Genomic DNA, 14491 nt, shown 5'->3' with positions numbered 1-14491 from the left:
GCGCATGTCACGTCCCCGGAGAGGGAATTGCTGGGGGCATGACAGATGACGACATAGCCCGTGGGGCAGCCGGGGCTTCGGCTCCGGAGTCTGTGTCGGTCTCGGTGTCCGACGAGGAACGTCTGGCCCAACTGGGCTACACGCAGGTCCTCGCCCGCCGTATGTCCGCGTTCTCCAACTACGCGGTCTCCTTCACGATCATCTCGGTCCTCTCCGGCTGTATGACGCTCTACCTCTTCGGCATGAACACCGGCGGGCCCGCGGTGATCACCTGGGGCTGGGTCGCGGTCGGCCTGATGACGCTCTTCGTGGGCCTCGCCATGGCCGAGATCTGCTCGGCCTATCCGACCTCCGCCGGGCTGTACTTCTGGGCCCATCGGCTGGCGCCGGAGCGCAGCGCGGCCGCCTGGGCGTGGTTCACGGGCTGGTTCAACGTGCTCGGCCAGGTCGCCGTGACCGCCGGCATCGACTTCGGCGCGGCGTCCTTTCTGGCGGCGTATCTGAACCTGGAGTTCGGCTTCGAGGTGACCCCGGGCCGGACGATCCTCCTCTTCGCCGCGATCCTGCTGCTGCACGGCCTCCTGAACACCTTCGGCGTACGCATCGTCGGGCTGCTGAACAACATCAGCGTGTGGTGGCACGTGGTGGGCGTGGTGGTCATCGTCGGCGCGCTCGTCATCGTCCCGGACAGTCATCAGTCGGCGTCGTTCGTGTTCACCGAGTTCGTCAACCACACGGGCTGGGGCAGCGGGTTGTACGTGGTGCTGCTGGGCCTGCTGATGGCGCAGTACACCTTCACCGGGTACGACGCCTCCGCCCATATGACCGAGGAGACGCACGACGCGTCGACGGCCGGCCCCAAGGGCATCGTCCAGTCCATCTGGACGTCCTGGGTGGCGGGCTTCGTCCTCCTCCTCGGCTTCACCTTCGCCATCCAGTCCTACGACGGCGCCCGCGAGTCGGCGACCGGGGTGCCGCCCGCGCAGATCCTGCTCGACGCGCTCGGCGCGACCGGCGGCAAGCTGCTCCTCCTCGTCGTCATCGGCGCACAGCTGTTCTGCGGTATGGCCTCCGTCACCGCCAACAGCCGCATGATCTACGCCTTCTCCCGCGACGGCGCGCTCCCGTACTCGCACGTCTGGCACACCGTCAGCCCGCGCACCCGCACTCCCGTGGCGGCCGTCTGGCTGGCGGCGGGCGGCGCGCTGGTCCTCGGCCTCCCGTACCTGATCAATGTCACCGCGTACGCCGCCGTCACCTCGATCGCGGTGATCGGCCTCTACATCGCCTACGTCATCCCGACCCTGCTGCGGCTGCGCAAGGGCGAGGCGTTCCAGCGCGGCCCCTGGCACCTGGGGCGCTGGTCCCGGGTGATCGGGATCATCGCCGTGGTGTGGGTCTTCGCCATCACCGTGCTGTTCATGCTTCCGCAGCTCGCCCCGGTCACCTGGGAGAACTTCAACTACGCGCCGGTCGCCGTCCTGGTGGTACTGGGCTTCGCGGCGATCTGGTGGGCCGTCTCGGCCCGCCACTGGTTCCTCAACCCCGAGCACGAGCGCAGTGTGGCGCGGGAGGCGGCGCGGAAGGTGGCGCGGTGAGGACGAGGCCGCCCTGACCGAGAGGGCTCGGGCACCAGTCAACTCGCCCCGCTTCCGGCGATCTTCCGTCCGTTCTGTTCTGCGGCGGACCTTTTTGCGGTACTCCGACGCGGCCGGGTCACCGATACCCGATCGGACTCCCGGCCACGTCCGGCTATGCTCGGGGAGGCAACATCGCCTGGGCCCTTAGCTCAATTGGCAGAGCAGTGGACTTTTAATCCATTGGTTGTGGGTTCGAGTCCCACAGGGCCTACGGTTCGCGGGTGGGGGTTACTCCCTCTGACCTGCGGTGCGGCGCCCGGGTCGGCTTCGGTCGGCTCGGGCGCCGCGGCGTTCGGGGACCTTGGCGACGAGGTCCTGACGCGCTGCCGGGCGAGGGCGTCCGCCGCGTCGCCCGGCCAGTACGTGACATCGGGTCCGGCCACAGGTTGAACTTCCTGAGCCCTCGGGCTAGTCAGCGGTTCCGTTCGTCTCCGAGCTGCCCGTGGAGGACTCGGGCGTCGCGATGACGTACGTCCCCTTCGCAGGCAAGGTGGCGACGAGTCCTCGTTTCCGGAGCTCGACGACAGCTCGACGCACGGTGCCGATGCTCACGCGATACAGATCGGTCATCGCGCGCTCGCCTGGCAGCGCGGCCCCTTGCGGCAACTTGCCGGCGGCGATGTCCGCCGCGATGGCATCGGCGAGTTTCACGTACTCGTAGCGCGGAAGCTCCGTCATCCCTCCACGTTGCCGCAGCCTTCCGCGTACCGCAGGAGTGGAACGCGTCCCGCCGCAGTGGGACGCGGAAGTAATCAGAGAGGTGCAGGGGGACGCAGTTACCGGTATGGTCGAAATCAGCAGACCCCGGCGAGGTGTGGAGACCTCCCGGGGCACGGCCAACGCTTACCAGGAGCGTCGACATGACCGACCTTATCCCCCGCGTCCTCCGATGGCTGCGCCTGCTGTTCTCCCCAGGCACCGGCAAACGCCGACTGACCCGCCACCGTCCCTACCTCTGCCTGCACGTCACCGCCGTACGGCAACACCCCCACAGCCCTGCTCCCGCCCCCGCGTCCTCCGGACTTCCCCGTCACCGTTCCCCCTACGGCCTGCACGCCCCGATCGACGGCTCCACCTCCGCCCTGGTCCGCCCCTACCTCGCCGCGCACGAAGAAGAGGCCGCCCTCCGGCAGTACCGCCGTCTCGCGCTCGTCCTGGCCGCCGACTACGGGGTCGACCTCGATCAGCACCTGGTCGGCCTGCGGAAGGTGGCCGCCTGATGGAACGCGTCGACGGCACACCCGTACCCGCCTACGCGCCCGCGCTCGAACTCCGGCTTCTGCCATGGCCGTCGCCCGACGGAAAGCCCTGCTATCTGATGACCGACCACCACGGTGGCCCCCTCTCCCGTCTCGCCGACGAACTGGAGGCCACCCAACTCGCCACCGGCACCGACGTACTCGACCTCGCCCGTCCGGTGCTGGACGACCCGGCCTCGCCGTACACCGAGGTCCGCTTCGCGGGCATCCGTCTCGCCGAGTGCCTGACGGACGCCTTGCGTGTCGCCGAGTCCAGGGGCTTGCGTCTGCCGGTACCGGACACCGAGGCCACCGACGACGTCGAGGAGACCGAAGAGACCGGACGCGGGATGTAGGCGCAGCCCGCGGGCGCTCTGCCTCCCGTCCGGCCGCCGGGTACCACGCCGGCCGGACGGGAGGCGAGGCGAACAACTCATACCTGCGGTCGCCCCGCGCCCGCGCCCGCCCCCGGCCCTTGCCGATGCCCCGCCTCCGATACGGGCCCCGGCGTGAACCTCGCCGTAGCCACATACGAGACCACCACCGCGACGATCACCAGCGGCATGACGGTGACCCCCTCGACCCCGATCAGCAGCGTGGCCAGCAGGACGGAGACCAGGGGGAGGCGCAGCATCGCGGCGCTCATCGCCCCGATACCCATCGCGAACCCCGCGATCAGGCTCAGCCCCGGTAGGTGGGAGCAGAGGATGCCGCCCGCGGCTCCCACGAACATCGCGGGAAAGATCGGGCCTCCCCGGAAGGCGCTGAGCGACACGCAGTAGGCGAGTCCCTTGCACAGCACCAGCAACGCCAGCGCGCCCACCGAGTACGTGGCACTGTGCGTGAGGAAGGGGTCCAGCGCCGTCTGCCCCGAATAGAGCACGTCGGTCGCCGGCTTGTCCGTGGCCTCCGCGTAGCCGATCGCCAGTCCCGCCACGACCAGGCCGATGACGACCGTGGCCGCCACTCGGCGCCGCTCGACGCGCGTCCTGAGCCGGACGGCGAGCCATCGGATGCCCGCGGCCACCAGCGCGGCCGACAGACCGATGAGCAGAGCCCAGCCGAACTCCGCCGCCGTCGGGCGCACGGCCTCGGGTACGTCGCGCAGGACCAGGGAGTACGTGCCCAGCCCGGTCCAGGAGCCGAGCCCGACGAAGACGAGCGCACCGATGCCCGAGGCCAGCAGCCCGGGTACCAGCACCGTCGTCATCATCACCCCTCCCAGCCCGGAGGCCTCCATCAGGAGGAACGCCCCCAGCAGAGGCGATCCGAGCAGGGAGCTGACGGCCGCGAAACTCCCCGTCGCGCCCAGCACCGCGTTCATCTGCTCCGGCGGATCGCGTCTGACCAGCCGCACGGCACCGGCGGCGAGCCCGCTGCCGAGTGCCAGGAGGGGTGCCTCGGGTCCGAGGACGGCGGCGAAGCAGAGCGTCGCCAAGGCGGCGAGAAAGATGCCGGGCAGCTCGACGGGCTTGGGCACACCGCCGGGCTGGAACCCGGCGCTCGGTTCATGACCGCCGTGCCCCGGCAGGTATCGGACCGTCAGACCTACCAGCAGTCCCCCGACGGCGAGCAGCGGCAGCGGCCACCAGGACGGAGTTCCGCCGAACCCCAGAGACTTGGGCAGATCCGCGTAGAGCAGCGGCTGGACCTCCCCGACCAGCGCGAGGAACCCGAACGCCGCCGCGGACACCGGTACGCCGATGAGAGCGGCCATCAACAGCAGGACGAGGTAGGCGCGGCTCCGCAGCAGCGTCCTCGGGTCCACAGGCGAGGAGGCCCCGGACCCGTCCGTACCGACCGGCATGCGCAGCCTCCTCGCGGGTGCGGGCTCGTTCCGCTCCCACGGACGGCTGCCACCGAACCGGAACGCACCGGAACGCCTCGCCGGCCGACACACCCGGCGCGCTCCCGAGCCTGGCACGCCGCCCCGGAGCAGGCTCGCGGAAAGGGGCTGAGCGTGTGACGTCGGTGAGGGGGGCGGCCCCGTTTGATGGGCTCAGACGTCGCCTGGCCGCCGGCACCCTTCTCGGCAGCCGCGAGGTTCTCCGCCGCGATCCCTATCTCACGGCGCGGGCCCACGGCTGAGAGTCGGAGGGGCATCGGCGGGGGGAGGGGCTCGGGAACCTTCGTGGGTCCGTGTCGCGTCCGACCGCACAGTGTGGTGCGGATTCCGTGTGCGGCGGACATCATGGACCGGAAGGCGTTCGGGGGGTCGGGGGGGCGATCGCCCTCGGAAGGGGCGGGGGCCCATGGCGCAGGTACTGGAGAGCGGCGACCCTCGGCAGGTGGGGCCGTACCGGATCGTGGGGCGCCTCGGCGCGGGTGGGATGGGGCGCGTCTACCTCGGTGTGTCGCCGGGGGGCCGGGCGGTCGCCGTGAAGACGATCCGGCCCGAGCTGACCTACGAACCCGAGTTCCGGCAGCGCTTCGCCCGGGAAGCGGCGGCCGCCCGGGCCGTCAGCGGGGCGTTCACGGCCGCGGTCGTCGACGCCGATCCGTACGGGGAGCCGTCGTGGCTGGCCACCGTCCATGTCGCCGGCATCTCGCTCGACGACACCATCGCCCGCCACGGACCGCTGCCCGAGACCTCGGTGCACGCCCTCGGCGCGGGTCTGAGCGAGGCGCTCCAGGCCATCCACACCGCGGGCCTCGTCCACCGGGATCTGAAACCCTCCAACGTGCTGCTCGCCCCCGACGGACCCAAGGTGATCGACTTCGGGATCGCGATCACCGCCGGATCGAGTGCGTTGACCCGCGGCGGCGGTGTCATCGGCACCCCCGCGTTCATGTCGCCCGAGCAACTGACCGGTGGCCGGGCCGGCACGGCCGCCGATGTGTTCGCCCTCGGCGGGGTACTCGTCTTCGCCGCCACCGGCGAGGGTGCCTTCGGGTCCGGTTCGTCGATCGGGGTCGGCTACCGCGTGGTCCACGACGAGCCGGGCCTGTCCGCCGTCCCGGCAGGGCTGCGCCCCCTGCTGGGCCGCTGCCTGGACAAGGTTCCGGCCCGTCGGCCCACCGTCGCGGAGCTTCTCGCCGAGTTCGCGGGCCTCATCCTGCCGGTGCCCGAAACGGAGTACGGCGCGGACACCGTGACCCTCGCCCTGCACGGCGGAGCCTGGCTGCCCGCATCCGTGGCCTCCTCGGTACGCCGCGCGGGGGAGAGGGACGGGGTGTCCGCGACCGCCGGGGGTAGTGGGACGGTCCCTCAGGGCGCTCAGGGCGTTGCGGACCCGAGCGTTCCGGACCCGCGCCTTCCCGCGGACCCGCGCGTACCGGACGGCGGTCCCCTCACTTGGATCGATCGGCGGCCACCACCGCAACCGTCGCCGCCCGAGCAGCCGCAGCACTCCGGGAAGAGGGACGTACCGGAACGATCGGCGCCCCGGCGGCCGACCTCCGGCCCGTCGCGCGCGGCGGACCGTGGCGCGGGTGCGCCGACCCGTCGGCGGGTGCTGGCCGCGCTCGCCGGAGCGGGGGGCGTGGGCGCGGGCACCTATCTGCTGGGGCGTCGCGAGAACGAGCCGGACCAGGGGTCTGGCAACGGCACCCTGAAGGACCCGGACGGCGTACCGACCCGGGGAAAGCCGAGATGGAAGCGCGGCACCGGAGGCCCGGTCGCGCCCGCTCTCCTCGCCGCGGGCGGCCTGGTGTACGCCGGCAGCAAGGACGGAAACCTGTACGCCCTGGACGCCGAGACCGGCAAGCCGCGCTGGCAGTTCGGCACCGGCAACGGCGTCTACACCTGCCCCGCCGTGGCCGGTGGCCTGGCCTACTTCGGCAGCGCGGACTACCACCTCTACGCCGTCGAGGTGAAGACCGGCGAGCAGCGCTGGCAGTTCAGCGCGGGCGGGGAGGTCAACTCGTCACCGGTGGTCGCCGGAGGGGTGGTCTACGCGGGCAGTGACGACGCGCGGCTGTACGCCGTGGACGCCCGTACCGGGGACCGGAAGTGGACGTTCGCCGCCAAGGGACGGATCCGTTCCTCCCCGGTCGTCGCGTGGAACAAGGTCTACGTCGGCAGCGAGGACTCCCGCCTCTACGCCGTCGACGTGGCGACGGGCGAACGCCGCTGGGCCTTCGGGACCGACGGCGACGTCAAGTCCTCACCCGCGGTCGCCGACCGGGTGGTCTACCTGGGCAGCTACGACGGCAACCTGTACGCCGTCGACTGCGACACCGGTGACCTCCGCTGGCGCTTCGCCACCGGAGGCGGAGTCGGGTCCTCGCCGGCCGTGTCCGGCGGCGTCGTCTACGTCGGCAGCGACGACGGCAACCTGTACGCCGTCGATGCCCGCACCGGGCGGCAGAGGTGGAAGTTCGGCATCGGGGCCGTCGTCTACTCGTCACCGGCGGTCCTCGGCGACACCGTGTACGTCGGCAGCAAGAACGGCAACCTCTACGCCGTGCGCGCGGACACCGGCACATCCCTGTGGACGTACCGCACCGGTGCGGACATCCGCTCCTCGCCCACGGCGACCGACGACACGGTCTACGTCGGCAACGACGACGGCACGGTCTTCGCGGTCAGCCGCTGACCATGGCCCTCCGGCGAGGGATCCCTGCGAGCCGCCCCCGTGCGGTGAGCGGGCGAGCGCGGGTGCCGCACGCACCGAAGGCCGGAATCCTGATCGGATTCCGGCCTTCGGCCTTCAGTAGCGGGGACAGGATTTGAACCTGCGACCTCTGGGTTATGAGCCCAGCGAGCTACCGAGCTGCTCCACCCCGCGTCGTTGAAACCAGTGTACGCCATCTGCGGGACCCCAAGCACACGGGTTGTTCGGGGGCCGAAAGCGACGCGTTCGGCAGGTCCGCGTCAGGCCCCGGCGCGTCGGCGTCGGGCCCCCGCCGGGCCTTGCCGGCCCAGCCCCCGCTCAGCCGACCAAATGCTCGTTGGGCGCCTGCGCGCGCCCCCCGTACTCCCCCAGCACCACGACCACGGCCCCCTCCGCCGCCAGCACCGCGTTCCCGACCGCCGCGTCCTCGACGAACGTGTCCGGCTCCCGCCAGGCCGTGACGACACGGCGGATGCCCGCGTCCAGGACGAGCCGGGCGCAGGGCGCGGGGCGGGAGGCGCGGCGGGCGCACGGTTCCAGGCTGCTGTAGACCGTGGCGGAGGCGAGACGCGGGTCGCTGGGGTCGATCTTGGCCAGGGCCGCCTCCTCGGCGTGGACCACGGGGTCGCCGCCCTCGCGGGAGTGGCCCCGGGCCAGTTCCGTACCGTCCTCGGCGACCACGACGGCCCCCACGCTGAACGCGGTCCGCGAGGGCGGGCACGCGGCGGCCAGTTCGCAGGCCAGGGCCAGCCAGTGGCGGTCGGCGGGGGAGACGGCCTTCCCGGCGCCGGGGACGGAGGGGGCGTACCGGATGAGGACGATGTCGCCGACCGGCCGGGTCTCCAGCAGTCGGAGCCGGCTCCTCGGTCCCCCGGGATACGCGCCCGTCCCGAACAGTCGCGGCGCGTCCGTCTCGCCCACGAACACCGGTGCCACGGCCAGCTGCACCTCGTCCGCGAGGCCCTGCTGGAGCAGTTGGGTGTGCACGAGGCCGCCGCCCTCGACCATGAGGCGCCGGACGCCGCGTACGACCGCGAGGTGGTCGAGGAGGGCGGGCCACTCCAGTTTGGGGCCGACGGACACCACGTCGACCCCGTTCGGGCCGGTCGGCAGGCCCAGGTCGCGCAGCCGCCCCGCACCCGTGTCCGTCGTGTACACGACCTTCGCGCCGCCCGTGTGCCAGAACTGGGCCGCCGGGTCGAGATCGCCGGACGCGCTGACCGTGACCTTCAGCGGGTACTCGGAGAGTCCGGCGGCGACACGGGCCGCGCGGCGCTCGGGGGAGTTGACCAGCAGGCGGGGGTTGTCGGTGCGCAGGGTGCCGGCGCCGATCAGGATGGCGTCGCTGGCCGCGCGCACCTCGTCGACCCGGTCGAAGTCGGCCGGGCCGGAGAGCAGCAGCCGCTCGGGCCCGGTGTCGTCCAGGAAGCCGTCGAGGGAGACGGCGGCGGACAACAGGACGTAGGGCTGGGGCATGGACGCGCTCCCTGGCGGTGACGGCGGTGGGGATGGGGCTACGGCGGTGAGGCTGCGACTTCGGTGGTGGGGATGGGACTACGGCGGTGGGGCCGGTCGGGGTGGCGTTCCGGCGGGGCTTGGTTCAAGTTTTAAACAATAACTACACTGTACGTATGACGACCCGCTGGCTCACCCCCGACGAGCAGCGTGCCTGGCGTGCCTACGTGGCCGCCAGCTCGCTCCTGGAGGACGCGCTCGACCGGCAGCTCCAGCAGGAGGCCGGTCTGCCGCACCTCTACTACTCCGTGCTGGCCTCCCTCTCCGAGGCGCCGGACCGGCGGATGCGGATGACCGATCTCGCCCAGCATCAGAAGATCACGCGCAGTCGGCTGACGTATGTCGTCACCCGGCTGGAGAAGGACGGCGTGGTGCGGCGCGAGGACTGCCAGTGGGACAAGCGGGGCAGTGTCGCCGTGCTCACCGACGAGGGCATGGGCCTGTTGGAGCGGGTGGCGCCGGGCCATGTCGAAACGGTCCGCAAGGCCGTCTTCGACCATCTCAGCCCCGAGCAGATCGGTCAGTTCGAGGAGATCTGCGCGTCCATCGCGACGGCGATCCAGGGCGGGGACCCGCAGGCGGCCCCCGGCTCCGACGATCTGCCGTGGCGCCGCCGCGCGTGTCCGTCGAGCCAGGCCGGTCCGTCCGGGGAGTAGGTCTCGCGTTTATTCCCGGGTCGCGGGAATGTGAGGCATCCCAAAGAGGTTGCTTGAAATTTGAAGCAGGGGTTAGAGTCCTGCCGAGCGTCATGCTTCAAATCTGAAGCATGACGACGCCCGCACCAGGACCGGAGATCCCGCATGCCCGACATTCCCGCTGCCACCCCGCGTGCCCGCGTCCGGGTGCCGCTGCGTTTCCAGGACGGCTACGGCGTAGACGCCGAACTGGTCACCTTCCACGGCCTCGTCGACGGCCAGGAGCACCTGGCGCTCGTCCTCGGCGACCCCGCCCCCGGCACGGACCCGCTGGTCCGGCTGCACTCCGAGTGCCTGACCGGCGACGTCTTCGGGTCGGCCCGCTGCGACTGCGGTCCGCAGCTGCGCGAGGCGGTGGAGCGGATCGCCGAACGCGGCGGCGTCCTCCTCTACCTCCGCCAGGAGGGCCGGGGTATCGGCCTCTACAACAAGCTCGACGCGTACGCCCTCCAGGACCAGGGGCTCGACACCTACGAGGCGAACGCGGCGCTCGGCCTGCCCGAGGACGCCCGTGACTACACGGCGGCGGCCCAGATGCTGGGTGCCCTCGGCATCGACCGGCTGGACCTCCTCTCGAACAACCCCGACAAGGCGCAGCAGCTCCGCGACCTGGGCATGGGCGTCCGCCACCGCGTCCCCACCGGCGTCTTCACCACCGCCCACAACGTGCGCTACCTCCGCGCGAAAGTCCTCCAGACCCAGCACACGCTCCCCCTCCCGGAGCTGCCGGAGCTGACGGGACTGACGGGACTGACCGCGGGCTGAATCCAGGGTCCACCCCCTCCGCTCCCTCCCGCCGGCCCCTCCTCCCCCTCCTGCCGGCCCCTCCTGCCGGCTCCCCTCCCGCTAGCCCAATCGGCCCCGTCGACTAGCCCCGGGCTCCATCGCCGGAAACCCTGTATCCGTGGGCAGCGAGAAGGGGTGGCGGGGGTGAGGGAGCCGAGCGGGTGGCGGCTCTCGTACGTCCGTACGCTCCTTCGCGTCCTCCCGGCCCTGCTCATCACCATCGGCCTCTTCTACGACCACTTCACCCCGCGCGAGTTCACGGCCGTCCCCTTCTTCACCGCCTCGCCCCTGGTGGCGGCCCCGCTCTTCTCGCTGCTCGGCACGGTGATCGTCGGAATCGCCTCGGTCGCCGGGGTCAGCGCCGTGCGCGGCTACTACGGCGACACGGGTCAGGTGGACGCGATCACCGAGATCGCCACGGTGGCCACCGTCGCCGTACTGGCCGTACTGATCAACCGCCTCGTCCGCCGCAGCGACGCCCGGCTCGCCACCGCCCGCGAGATCGCCGAGGCGGCGCAGCGGGCCGTACTGCCGGTGCCGCAGGAGCGGATCGGCGGGCTGGAGATCGCCGCGCGGTACGAGGCCGCGCAGGCGGGGGCGTCGATCGGGGGTGATCTGTACGCGGTGCAGGACTCGCCCCACGGCGTACGGGTGATCGTGGGCGATGTGCGCGGCAAGGGGCTGGGCGCGGTGTCGGCGGTGGCGGTGCTGATCGGCGCGTTCCGGGAGGCGGCCGAGCAGGAGTCGACGCTCGAAGCGGTCGCCCAGCGGCTGGAGCGGGCGCTGGCCCGGGAGACGACCAGGCGGGAGGCCGCGCTGCGGGACGCGGCGGTGGAGTACGAGGGGTTCGTGACGGCGGTTCTGGCGGAGTTCCCGCACGGGGCCGGACGCGCCCGGATCGTCAACCGGGGGCATCCGTCGCCTTTGTTGCTGCTCGCCGACGGCACCCTGTGCACCCTGGACGCCCGGCGGCCGGCCCTCCCGCTGGGCATGGAGGACCTGGGCGCCTGGCCCGACCGCGCGGAGGAGGCCGAATTTCCGCCCGGCGCCACGCTGTTGTTCTACACGGACGGTCTCTCCGAGGCGCGGGACGCGCGCGGTGCCTTCTACGACCCGGCCGAGCGCCTGTCCGGCAGGGTCTTCTCCGCCCCGCGCGCCCTCTTGACGACCCTGGCGGACGAGGTGCGCCGGCACACGGGCGACCGCACGACGGACGACATGGCCCTTCTGGCGGTCCGCCGCCCGTGACATCCGGCAGGCACGGAGGCTCGGAGGCGCTCCTGTCACCGAATGTCACCGAACGTGTTTGTTCGACCGTCTTCCGTAGGTCTGCTGATATGGCGTCAGAACTTTTGTTACTCGTGAGGCAAGTCAACTCGCCCGTTTTAAACCCCTCATGACCCGTAAAGTCCACCGGGAACGCCGGAACGATCATTCGGAACAGCTTGGAATGGAGTACTCGCGTCTATTAACGTTCGATAACGCAGCGCGGTCGTCCCAGCCGTCACAAGAGACGGCTCCGTGCTCACGCGCCGAATCCCGCAAGGGAACCGGGGAACCACCACCCTGGGGTGAATCGCACGGAGACCGTCGTGGCAGTGCGCACGACCGGTTTACGCGCGTAGGAGACCTTCCTGCTCCGAACCCGTCAGCTAACCCGGTAGGCGAGGAGGAAGGAAGGAGTACGCCCACGTGGCGTCGAACCGGTCCGCGACCGAAGCCCCGTTCGTGCCCGACCAGCGTGACGGCGAGAGCCAGACGTTCGGCTACGGCAGCTACAACAGCGACAACGAGGGCCCCTGGCAGGAGTGGAATCCCAGTGAGGACTCCCTTCGCCCCGCTCGCGGTCGGCACCGCGTCGCCAAGAAGACCGGCGTACTCGCTCGTGGCGGTCTCGCCCGCAGCTCCACGGTTCTCGGTGTCGGTGTCATAGCCGCCGTCAGCGGCGCCGGCATGGCCAGCGCGCAGTCCGGCAAGGCCCCCGTGTCCATCTCGATGCCCGACATGCCGAACGTCGGCTCGGTCTTCGAGGACGAGGACGAGGCCGACCAGCCGGAGCCCGAGGCCTCCAGATCCCCCCTCAGCAGCGCCGGCCTGACGGCCGCCGACACCGAACAGGGCACCGCCGACGCCGGTGAGGCGCTGCGCGCCCGCATCATGGCGCAGGCCGAGTCCCAGCAGGACGCCTTCGACAAGGCCGCCGCCGAGGCCGCCCAGACCGCCGCCGCGGACAAGGCCGCCGAGCTGGCCGCCAAGGAGAAGAAGGAAGCCGAGGCCAAGGAGGCCGCCGCCGAGAAGAAGGCGGCCGAGGAGGCCGCGGCGAAGAAGGAAGCGGAGCGTCTCGCCTCCCTCGCCAAGCAGTTCACGCTGCCGACCTCCTCGTACACCCTCACCTCCACCTTCGGTCAGGCCGGCCCCTACTGGTCCTCCGGATACCACACCGGCCTCGACTTCGCCGCCCCGACCGGCACCCTGATCAAGGCCGTCCACAGCGGCACCATCACGCAGGCCGGCTACGAGGGCTCCTACGGCTACAAGACCGTCCTCACCCTCGATGACGGCACCGAGATCTGGTACGCCCACCAGTCCTCCATCGGTGTCAGCGTCGGCCAGAAGGTCGCCACCGGCGACGTCATCGGCCGCGTGGGCGCCACCGGCAACGTCACCGGCGCCCACCTCCACATGGAGGTCCACCCGGGCGGCTCGGCCAGCGGCATCGACCCGGCGGCGTGGCTGCGCAGCAAGGGTCTGACCCCGTAGAGCCGGTCGGAGAACGAAGCGGCGACGCCGCGTGAGTCCGTGAGGACCGCGCGGCGTTCGTCATACGCGCGTGCCGGCGACCGCTTCCGCCGCGGCCCCCGACCCCTTGCCGCCCCACGGCTTCACATGGCGTTCACGCCGGCGCGGAATGCGGGCGTCCGCCGCGACGGTTGACGTTGCACATGACTTCTCTTCGCAAGCTGGGCACGTCCGACATCGAGGTCTTCCCGCTCTCCCTCGGCGGCAACGTCTTCGGGTGGACGGCGGACGAGGCCCAGTCCTTCGCCGTCCTCGACGCCTACGCGGCCGCCGGGGGCAACTTCGTCGACACCGCCGACTCCTACTCGGCCTGGGTTGAGGGCAACACGGGCGGTGAGTCCGAGAGGATCATCGGCAGGTGGGTCAGGTCCCGGGGCAACCGCGACGACGTGGTCATCGCGACCAAGGTGAGCCAGCACCCCGAGTACCAGGGCCTGACGGCGGCCAACATCAAGGCCGCGGCCGACGCCTCCCTCGCCCGCCTCGGCACGGACCACATCGACCTCTACTACACCCACTTCGACCAGCCCGAGGTGCCCGTCGAGGAGATCGTCACCGCGCTCGACGACCTGGTGAAGGCCGGCAAGGTCCGCGCGACAGCCGCGTCCAACATCACCCCCGAACGCCTGAAGGCCTCCCTGGACTTCTCGGACGCCGAGGGCCTGGCCCGCTACGTGGCGGTCCAGCCCCACTACAACCTGGTCTCCCGGGACACCTACGAGGGCCCGCTCCAGTCCGTCGCCGCCGACGCGGGCCTTTCCGCCGTCCCGTACTTCGCCCTCGCCAAGGGCTTCCTCACGGGCAAGTACCGCCCCGGCACGACGGTCGACAGCCCCCGTGCGGCCGGCGCCGGAGCGTATCTCGAAACCCCGGCCGGCACGCGGGTCCTCGCGGCCCTCGACGAGATCGCCGGGTCCCGCGGCGCCGCCCACGCCACCGTCGCCCTGGCCTGGCTCGCCGCCCAGCCGACCGTCGCCGCGCCGATCGCCTCCGCGCGCACCGTGGACCAGCTCCCCGACCTCCTGGCCGTCGCCAACCTCACCCTCACCCCCGAGGAACTGCGGCGCCTGACCGAGGCCTCGGCGTAGCCCACGAGCCCCGAGGAGCGGGGAACCCCGTGAGCGGCCACCACGGGCACACCGCCCGCCCGTGGACCGCCGACAGGCACTAGATGAATGAGTCCAAGGGATGGCCTGCGGACAGAGCGCGAGGGCGTCCAATGTCGATGTGTGACGAACGACCTGAACACCCTCGCAACGGCA

The 14491-nt window shown here is 71.4% G+C and carries 12 protein-coding genes, 2 tRNA genes and 1 riboswitch; of the genes, 10 read left to right on the top strand and 4 right to left on the bottom strand.

Features of this window, described 5'->3' with window-relative positions; genetic code table 11:
• Positions 1-38 precede the first annotated feature (38 nt).
• Both ACWCRJ_RS39065 and ACWCRJ_RS39060 read left to right on the top strand, forming a co-directional pair.
• Positions 39-1598, top strand: a complete 1560-nt coding sequence (locus ACWCRJ_RS39065; protein WP_450943757.1) for an amino acid permease — start codon at positions 39-41, stop codon at positions 1596-1598.
• Positions 1599-1778: 180 nt separating this feature from the next.
• Positions 1779-1851 (top strand) — tRNA-Lys (locus ACWCRJ_RS39060).
• A gap of 197 nt (positions 1852-2048) precedes the next feature.
• Here ACWCRJ_RS39060 and ACWCRJ_RS39055 read toward each other — a convergent pair.
• Entirely contained in the window at positions 2049-2318 is a 270-nt protein-coding gene (locus ACWCRJ_RS39055) for a GntR family transcriptional regulator (RefSeq protein WP_450943756.1), read from the bottom strand.
• A gap of 182 nt (positions 2319-2500) precedes the next feature.
• On the opposite strand from ACWCRJ_RS39055, the gene ACWCRJ_RS39050 reads away from it, so the two are divergent.
• The gene (locus tag ACWCRJ_RS39050; RefSeq protein WP_450943755.1) at positions 2501-2860 is read left to right on the top strand and encodes a hypothetical protein; all 360 of its coding nucleotides are present in this window, start codon (positions 2501-2503) and stop codon (positions 2858-2860) included.
• A complete protein-coding gene (locus tag ACWCRJ_RS39045) occupies positions 2860-3234 on the top strand; it encodes a hypothetical protein (RefSeq protein ID WP_450943754.1) in 375 nt (124 codons plus the stop codon). The genes ACWCRJ_RS39050 and ACWCRJ_RS39045 overlap by 1 nt, the downstream gene beginning before the upstream one ends.
• A 77-nt stretch (positions 3235-3311) precedes the next feature.
• On the opposite strand, the gene ACWCRJ_RS39040 is transcribed toward ACWCRJ_RS39045, so the two are convergent.
• A complete protein-coding gene (locus ACWCRJ_RS39040) occupies positions 3312-4685 on the bottom strand; it encodes a chloride channel protein (protein WP_450943753.1) in 1374 nt (457 codons plus the stop codon).
• Positions 4686-5130: 445 nt separating this feature from the next.
• Between ACWCRJ_RS39040 and ACWCRJ_RS39035 the strand changes: the two genes are divergently transcribed.
• Complete coding sequence (locus tag ACWCRJ_RS39035; protein WP_450943752.1) at positions 5131-7416, top strand: outer membrane protein assembly factor BamB family protein; 2286 nt, start codon at positions 5131-5133, stop codon at positions 7414-7416.
• 118 nt (positions 7417-7534) lie between these two features.
• Here the strand turns inward: ACWCRJ_RS39035 and ACWCRJ_RS39030 are convergent.
• Together ACWCRJ_RS39030 and ACWCRJ_RS39025 are read right to left on the bottom strand one after the other, a co-directional pair.
• Positions 7535-7608 (bottom strand) — tRNA-Met (locus ACWCRJ_RS39030).
• Positions 7609-7752: 144 nt separating this feature from the next.
• Entirely contained in the window at positions 7753-8910 is a 1158-nt protein-coding gene (locus tag ACWCRJ_RS39025; RefSeq protein ID WP_450943751.1) for a dihydrofolate reductase family protein, read from the bottom strand.
• A gap of 155 nt (positions 8911-9065) precedes the next feature.
• Between ACWCRJ_RS39025 and ACWCRJ_RS39020 the strand changes: the two genes are divergently transcribed.
• From ACWCRJ_RS39020 to ACWCRJ_RS39000, 5 genes are all read left to right on the top strand, one after another.
• Positions 9066-9605 carry a MarR family winged helix-turn-helix transcriptional regulator gene (locus tag ACWCRJ_RS39020; protein WP_450943750.1) on the top strand — a complete coding sequence of 180 codons (540 nt, stop codon included), beginning with the start codon at positions 9066-9068 and terminating at the stop codon, positions 9603-9605.
• Positions 9606-9749: 144 nt separating this feature from the next.
• On the top strand, positions 9750-10409 hold the full coding sequence (locus ACWCRJ_RS39015) for a GTP cyclohydrolase II (protein ID WP_450943749.1): 660 nt from the start codon (positions 9750-9752) through the stop codon (positions 10407-10409).
• Positions 10410-10565: 156 nt separating this feature from the next.
• A complete protein-coding gene (locus ACWCRJ_RS39010; RefSeq protein ID WP_450943748.1) occupies positions 10566-11678 on the top strand; it encodes a PP2C family protein-serine/threonine phosphatase in 1113 nt (370 codons plus the stop codon).
• Positions 11679-11950: 272 nt separating this feature from the next.
• Positions 11951-12112: riboswitch (cyclic di-AMP (ydaO/yuaA leader) on the top strand.
• A gap of 10 nt (positions 12113-12122) precedes the next feature.
• Positions 12123-13190 carry a M23 family metallopeptidase gene (locus ACWCRJ_RS39005; protein ID WP_450943747.1) on the top strand — a complete coding sequence of 356 codons (1068 nt, stop codon included), beginning with the start codon at positions 12123-12125 and terminating at the stop codon, positions 13188-13190.
• Between the two features lie 182 nt (positions 13191-13372).
• On the top strand, positions 13373-14317 hold the full coding sequence (locus ACWCRJ_RS39000) for an aldo/keto reductase (RefSeq protein WP_450943746.1): 945 nt from the start codon (positions 13373-13375) through the stop codon (positions 14315-14317).
• Positions 14318-14491 lie beyond the last annotated feature (174 nt).

The organism is Streptomyces sp. NPDC002324, assembly GCF_053593335.1.
This window is presented reverse-complemented; position numbering and strand designations above follow the sequence as displayed.

Bases quoted from the DNA above. Each gene is read 5' to 3' on its own strand.
- ACWCRJ_RS39065 (WP_450943757.1), top strand. From the start codon at position 39: ATGACAGATGACGACATAGCCCGTGGGGCAGCCGGGGCTTCGGCTCCG.
- ACWCRJ_RS39055 (WP_450943756.1), bottom strand. From the start codon at position 2,318: ATGACGGAGCTTCCGCGCTACGAGTACGTGAAACTCGCCGATGCCATC.
- ACWCRJ_RS39050 (WP_450943755.1), top strand. From the start codon at position 2,501: ATGACCGACCTTATCCCCCGCGTCCTCCGATGGCTGCGCCTGCTGTTC.
- ACWCRJ_RS39045 (WP_450943754.1), top strand. From the start codon at position 2,860: ATGGAACGCGTCGACGGCACACCCGTACCCGCCTACGCGCCCGCGCTC.
- ACWCRJ_RS39040 (WP_450943753.1), bottom strand. From the start codon at position 4,685: ATGCCGGTCGGTACGGACGGGTCCGGGGCCTCCTCGCCTGTGGACCCG.
- ACWCRJ_RS39035 (WP_450943752.1), top strand. From the start codon at position 5,131: ATGGCGCAGGTACTGGAGAGCGGCGACCCTCGGCAGGTGGGGCCGTAC.
- ACWCRJ_RS39025 (WP_450943751.1), bottom strand. From the start codon at position 8,910: ATGCCCCAGCCCTACGTCCTGTTGTCCGCCGCCGTCTCCCTCGACGGC.
- ACWCRJ_RS39020 (WP_450943750.1), top strand. From the start codon at position 9,066: ATGACGACCCGCTGGCTCACCCCCGACGAGCAGCGTGCCTGGCGTGCC.
- ACWCRJ_RS39015 (WP_450943749.1), top strand. From the start codon at position 9,750: ATGCCCGACATTCCCGCTGCCACCCCGCGTGCCCGCGTCCGGGTGCCG.
- ACWCRJ_RS39000 (WP_450943746.1), top strand. From the start codon at position 13,373: ATGACTTCTCTTCGCAAGCTGGGCACGTCCGACATCGAGGTCTTCCCG.